This window comes from Synechococcus sp. R55.7 (assembly GCF_047461955.1).
In the GTDB taxonomy this organism is placed as follows: Bacteria; Cyanobacteriota; Cyanobacteriia; order Thermostichales; family Thermostichaceae; genus Thermostichus.
This window is the reverse complement of the sequence record NZ_JANSIC010000193.1, coordinates 1-5,033: the sequence shown is the minus strand read 5'-3', so window position 1 is coordinate 5,033 and position 5,033 is coordinate 1. Positions and strand designations below refer to the sequence as shown.

Genomic DNA, 5,033 nt, shown 5'->3' with positions numbered 1-5,033 from the left:
GCTCTCCTTTCGACGGTTTGAGCGTGTGGCTGAGGTGAATCGCTGCTCATTTGGCCTGAAGAAGTTGGCCCGGAGAACGCTGCATGTCCCGTTTTGTGTTCGGCTCGGAGGAACTTGCGCCACTGCTCAGGCAGCAAGGTTGGCGGTTTACCACTGGATATCTGCACATTCACCTCAAGGGACTGGATCCCTCTGAGGGTGCGGAACCCTGGGTGTTGACCTACTACCACGGCAGGCTGCTTTTTTCTGCCGATCAACCCCTCAACACGCAAATCCTGCTGAAACGACTCTCCCGCTTTATTCCTCGCCTCAACTTGGAATGGCCACAGCGGGCCATCTCGGTGGTGCAAGAGCGCTTGATGAAAGACCATTCCTTACCTGAGCTGCTGGAGGCTATCACGCAATTGGGCCTGCTCAAGCCGGGGGAGCTGGAAGATGCCCTGTGGCTCAACCTGCTTACCGATTTCGACCGCTACCTATTCGAACGGGCAGGCACCTGTTACTTTGAGGTGCAGGAGCAGGTCGCCCAAGAGGCCCCCATTGGCGGGTTTGAGTTGGAGCCGCTGCTGCAAGAAGCCGCCCGGCGCCACGATCGCTGGGCAGATTTGAAGGTGGCGATCCCAACCCTGTTGGCGGTGCCGGTGGTCAATTGGGAACGGGTCAACCGCTACCGCATCACCGATGAGCAACGACAGAAGCTCCACACCCTCACCAAAGATGGCCAGTCGCTGGAAGCAATCGCCAAGAAGCTGTGCCGGGATCGGCTGGAGGTGGCCAATCTCTTTGCCTCCTGGGCGAAAAAAGGTTTGGTCAGCCTACAAACACCCCAAGAGCTGCTGCAGACCAAGCGCCACAACCCGATAACCATCTTGGCGGTGGACGACAGCGTGGTGATGCAGGAAATCCTACGGCAGTATTTGCCCAACTATCAGGTGATTACAACGGGCAACCCCGCCGAGGTGCTTCCTTTGTTGTTTCAGCATCGGCCCCACCTGTTGTTGATGGATATCGCCATGCCGGGGATCGATGGTCTAGAGCTTTGCCGCATTGTGCGCAGCTTAGAAGAGTTTAAGTCCCTTCCCATCCTGATGGTTACCGCTCGCGATGGTCTGCTGGCCCGCATCCGCGGCAAATGGTCGGGGGCAACCGCCTACTTGACCAAGCCCTTCAACGAAAGTCAGCTTAATGCAGAGGTGAAGCGGCTTCTGGCCCAACAGCCGCCTGCCCACAGACAAAATCCTCTGTCGGTTCAGGGAGGCAGAACAGGTCATCCTGCCCTGTTTCAGGGATCCCCCCGTTCCCTCGAGGATCAAGCCAAGGCGTAGTGTCCTTCTGAGTTGATCCCCGTCGCCATTGGCTTTCCTGTCAAAATCAACAAAGGTTTTATGTTAGATAAGAAGTCAACTCAAGAGACCATAACTTGTCTTGGCTGACTGCTAATGTCAATGGATTGATAGCTCATTAGGACATGCCCAAAAGAGAAAAATAGGTTGCCGGGGATTTCAGAAACAAGAGACGAAGTAAGCATCCCATACACTGAAAACTTATCCGATCAACCTTCCTCATTGTCATCACGACCGGCTACTTCAATCTCTCTCAGGAACTGGCTTTTCCCCGCTGGCATTAGAGGTCGTTTAAGCCTTAGAGAAGCCTCACAAGGCTTCTGGCAAAAGAGTCCATACTAAGGGTACCGACAAACAAGCCCTGAAGACATGAAAAAAGATCGAACAGGGTTCAGCAGGCACTTCTGAAGGCAAACCAGAAATATTAAACGCTGTCGTGGATCCCGGCAAGATCAATGAGAGGGAGAAATCAAGCAGAAATTGCTCAGGATCCATGGACAGGGATCCCAAGAATACGTAAAATCGAGTAAAGAATGTAAAGAAAACGCCACACTTCTCCAATTGGTCCCGATCCCCAAGGAGCATTATGCTGCGACTGGAACACATTAGCAAAATCTATCCCACCGGTGAGGTGCTCAAGGATGTGAACTGGGAAGTTAAGCCTGGGGATCGCGTCGGCCTAGTGGGAGTAAACGGGGCCGGAAAGACCACCCAGCTCAAGATTATCTGCGGGCAAGAAGAACCGACCAGCGGCGAGGTGATCCGCCCCGCCAACCTGCGCATCGCCTATCTCACCCAAGAATTTGGAGTGGATCCCGCCCGAACGGTGCGAGAAGAGTTCTGGACAGTCTTTCAAGAGGAAAACCGCATTCACCAAGAAATTGCCCAAATCACCCAACAGATGGAGCAGGCGGACGCGGACACGTTGGAAACCCTTTTGCGCCGTCTAGATCGTCTACAGCGCCAATTTGAGAGTTTACATGGCTATGAACTGGAGGCGCGTATTGAGAAAATCCTGCCGGAAATGGGGTTTGAGCCGGAGGACGGGGATCGGTTGGTGAGCGCCTTCAGCGGCGGCTGGCAGATGCGCATCAGCCTGGGGAAAATCCTGCTGCAAAAACCCGATTTGATGTTGCTAGACGAGCCGACCAACCACCTAGACTTGGAGACCATTGAGTGGCTGGAAAACTACCTCAAGAGCTTGACGATCCCCATGGTGATTGTTTCTCATGATCGAGAGTTTTTGGATCGGCTTTGCACCCAAATTGTGGAGACGGAGCGAGGAGTTTCTACGACATACTTGGGTAACTATTCTCAATACCTACTCCAAAAAGCTGAACGGCGAGAGGCACAACAAGCTGCCTACGAACGTCAGCAAAAGGAAATTGAAAGGCAACAAACCTTCATCGATCGCTTCCGGGCCAGTGCCACCCGCAGCACTCAGGCCAAAAGCCGCGAAAAACAACTGGAAAAGATCGAGCGGGTCGAAGCGCCCATTGGCGACGTGCGTACCCTCAAGTTTCGCTTTCCCCCTGCTCCCCGCAGTGGTCGCGAGGTGGTGAAGATCGAGAATTTGACGCACATTTATGGAGATAAGATTTTGTTTTTGGGTGCGGAGCTGTTGATCGAGCGTGGGGATCGCGTCGCCTTTCTGGGGCCCAATGGGGCAGGAAAATCCACCCTGCTGCGTCTTATCACCGGCCTAGAGCAACCTACCGAGGGATCTGTGAAATTGGGAGCACACAATGTGATCCCTGCCTACTTCGAGCAAAATCAAGCAGAGGCTTTGGATCTGAGCAAAACCGTCTTGGACACCATCCATGACGAAGTGCCCGACTGGAAAAACGAAGAAGTGCGCACGCTGTTGGGTCGCTTTTTGTTCAGCGGCGACGCCGTTTTTAAGAAAGTAGCGGCTTTGAGCGGGGGAGAAAAAGCCCGCTTGGCGTTGGCGAAAATGCTACTTCAGCCGGCCAACCTACTGATTTTGGATGAGCCCACCAACCACTTAGATATCCCGGCCAAAGAGATGCTGGAAGAAGCTTTACAGCATTACGATGGCACGGTGATCCTTGTTTCTCACGACCGCTACTTTATCTCAAAAGTGGCCAACAAGATTGTAGAGATTCGCAACGGAGAGTTGGTCGCCTACCAGGGCAACTATCACTACTATCTAGAAAAGATCGCTGAAGAGAAAGAGAAAGCCCGACAAGAGCGAATCGCTGCCGAAAAACGAGCCAAAGAGCGAGAAAAACAGAAAGCCAAAAAGGCAGCCGGCAAAACCTAAGGAGCCAAAGCAATGTTTACGGGTCTGGTTCGAAGTTTGGGCACAGCCCAGTTGATCAATTCTTCACAGCTACGGGTTACCTGTCCCCGGTTGCAACCTCAGTTGGCCTATGGAGATAGCGTGGCGGTGGACGGCCTTTGCCTGACGGTGGTGGAGATTCTGCCCGATGGATTTTTGGCCGATGTTTCGCCGGAAACCCTGCGGCGCTCGACTTGGGGCCAGGGATCCCTCGGCCCGCGCACAGTCAACCTGGAACCGGCGCTGCGGGTAGGAGACAAGTTAGGGGGGCATTTTGTCAGCGGCCATATCGATGGGGTGGGGCAACTGTGGGATCTAGCCGCCACTGGCAACGCCTGGGAGCTGAGCTTCAAGGTTCCTGAAGAGATCGGGCGTTACATCGTACCCAAGGGCAGCGTGGCGGTGAATGGGGTGAGCTTGACCATTGCTGAGGTGCGCCAAGGGGGCTGCTGGTTCAAGGTGGCTGTGATCCCCCAAACCTACCGCGAGACCAACCTTTCTCAGCTCCAAGTTGGGGATCCCGTCAACATAGAGGCGGATATTTTGGGCAAGTATGTGGAAAAATTGCTGGGCTTGCTGCCCCCCGAGAGCAGCGTTTCTCTGGAGTTTCTGGCCGAGCATGGCTATATCTAGGTACCTTTCCCATGATCCACCCCGAGGAAGTTGAGCGCCTGCGCGGCGTAAATGTTTATCTCATTGGGATGATGGGCAGCGGCAAATCCACCGTGGGATCGGAGCTGGCAGCCCAGTTGCGCTTTCAATTTTTCGACACCGATGGTCTGGTGGAGCAGGTGGGGGGTTCTTCCATCGCTCAGATCTTCGCCGAGCATGGGGAAGCCTACTTCCGGGATCTGGAGACGCAGGTGTTGGCCCAGTTGAGCAGCTACACCCGGCTGGTGATCGCCACAGGCGGCGGCATTGTGTTGCGCCCCAAAAATTGGAGCTACTTGCACCATGGCCTCACCGTTTGGCTGGATGCGACCCCCGAGCTGATTTGGCAGCGGCTCAAGCGGGATCCCGGCCAACGCCCCCTGCTGCAAACCCCCGACCCCCAAGCTGCCCTGTACAAGCTGATGCAAGAGCGAGAGCCGTTCTACGCCCAAGCCGATGTGCGGGTGCCCATCCGGTCAGAAACTAGCCCGCCCCAGTTGGTTGAACAGATCTGGCAAGCCATTCGCGCCCGCTTGCGAGATGGGATCCCTTCCTAGCCACCTCATGCCCATTACAAAAAACAAAAAGGGATCCCTTGGGGGATCCCTGAACTCTTCAATACTCAAGTGGATTACTTAAGATTCGCCGGGAGCGGATCCCTGACGCAGCCAGGGTAGCTTCCTTTAGAGCGCATTGCCGCGGGGGAGGACTTCTTCAGGGAACTCAAAGCGCTCATG

At 54.7% G+C, this 5,033-nt stretch carries 4 protein-coding genes; all 4 read left to right on the top strand.

The features are described 5' to 3' along the window. The first annotated feature begins 83 nt into the window (after positions 1-83). The gene (locus NW820_RS09990) at positions 84-1,325 is read left to right on the top strand and encodes a response regulator (protein ID WP_011433340.1); all 1,242 of its coding nucleotides are present in this window, start codon (positions 84-86) and stop codon (positions 1,323-1,325) included. A gap of 604 nt (positions 1,326-1,929) precedes the next feature. Further along, the gene (locus tag NW820_RS09985) at positions 1,930-3,627 is read left to right on the top strand and encodes an ATP-binding cassette domain-containing protein (protein ID WP_414332172.1); all 1,698 of its coding nucleotides are present in this window, start codon (positions 1,930-1,932) and stop codon (positions 3,625-3,627) included. Positions 3,628-3,639: 12 nt separating this feature from the next. Further along, positions 3,640-4,278 carry a riboflavin synthase gene (locus tag NW820_RS09980; protein WP_414407406.1) on the top strand — a complete coding sequence of 213 codons (639 nt, stop codon included), beginning with the start codon at positions 3,640-3,642 and terminating at the stop codon, positions 4,276-4,278. A gap of 11 nt (positions 4,279-4,289) precedes the next feature. After that, positions 4,290-4,853, top strand: coding sequence for a shikimate kinase (locus NW820_RS09975; RefSeq protein WP_414374890.1), 564 nt, complete (start codon positions 4,290-4,292; stop codon positions 4,851-4,853). Positions 4,854-5,033: the final 180 nt, after the last annotated feature.